This is a genomic window from Novosphingobium sp. FKTRR1, from assembly GCF_020404405.1.
In the GTDB taxonomy this organism is placed as follows: domain Bacteria; phylum Pseudomonadota; class Alphaproteobacteria; order Sphingomonadales; family Sphingomonadaceae; genus Novosphingobium.
Genome location: NZ_JAIZDA010000096.1, coordinates 1 through 930, shown reverse-complemented (window position 1 = coordinate 930; position 930 = coordinate 1). Strand labels below are relative to the sequence as shown.

The following is a 930-nucleotide window of genomic DNA, read 5'->3' as shown; positions in this document are numbered from 1 at the left end:
GAACCTGATCCGAAAGTTGTTGAGCAATACCAGCATGTTGTGATTCACGCCTCTTTGCGAAGAGATGGAGTGAATGGTGACATGGACTGGTATTGCCCGGCGCGAGCATAGCCGGGAGGGATTGCGATATCCATCGGATATGACGGATGCGGAGTGGGCGCTGGCAGAGCCATTCGTGCCTCCGGCAAGGCGTGGAGGCCGACCTCGAACGGCAGACATGCGCGAAGTCCTCAACGCTTTGCTTTATGTAGCCGCGAGTGGGTGCGCGTGGCGACTCTTGCCCAAATGCTTCCCTCCGGTGTCGACGGTGCGGCGCTACTTTTACGCCTGGCGCAATGCCGGTTTGTTCGAGGCCATCAACACCGTGCTGGTTATGAACCTGCGGGAAATCGAAGGACGCGAAGCCTCGCCCAGTGCTGGAGTGATCGACAGCCAATCGGTGAAGACCACGGAAAGTGGCGGAGTTTCCGGGTTTGACGCAGGCAAGAAGGTCAAAGGCCGCAAACGACACATCCTGACCGACACATGCGGCTTTCTGATCTTCATTCTCGTCCACGCCGCCGACATTCAGGATCGCGATGGTGCTGTCGATGTGCTGGCTGCCGTCCGGACGCGGTTTCCATGGTTACGCCATGTCTTCGCTGACGGCGGCTATGCAGGTGATAAACTGCGATCCGCGCTTGTCGGCATGGGCAAGTGGACTATCGACATCATCAAGCGTTCCGACAAAGCCAAGGGCTTCGAGGTGCTACCGCGCCGATGGGTTGTCGAGCGAACCTTCGCTTGGCTTGGGCGCTGTCGAAGGCTGGCAAAGGATTGGGAAAGGTCCATCGCGTCATCCACCGCATGGGCCCTCATCGCCTCAATCCGCATGCTCACGCGCAGAACCGCAAGATACTGTCAAATTTGATCAACTTCTGAATCGGGCTC

The 930-nt window shown here is 58.1% G+C and carries 1 protein-coding gene; it reads left to right on the top strand.

The annotated features are described in order from the left end of the window. The first annotated feature begins 73 nt into the window (after positions 1 to 73). Entirely contained in the window at positions 74 to 910 is an 837-nt protein-coding gene (locus LDN95_RS23055) for an IS5 family transposase (protein ID WP_226019834.1), read from the top strand. Positions 911 to 930 lie beyond the last annotated feature (20 nt).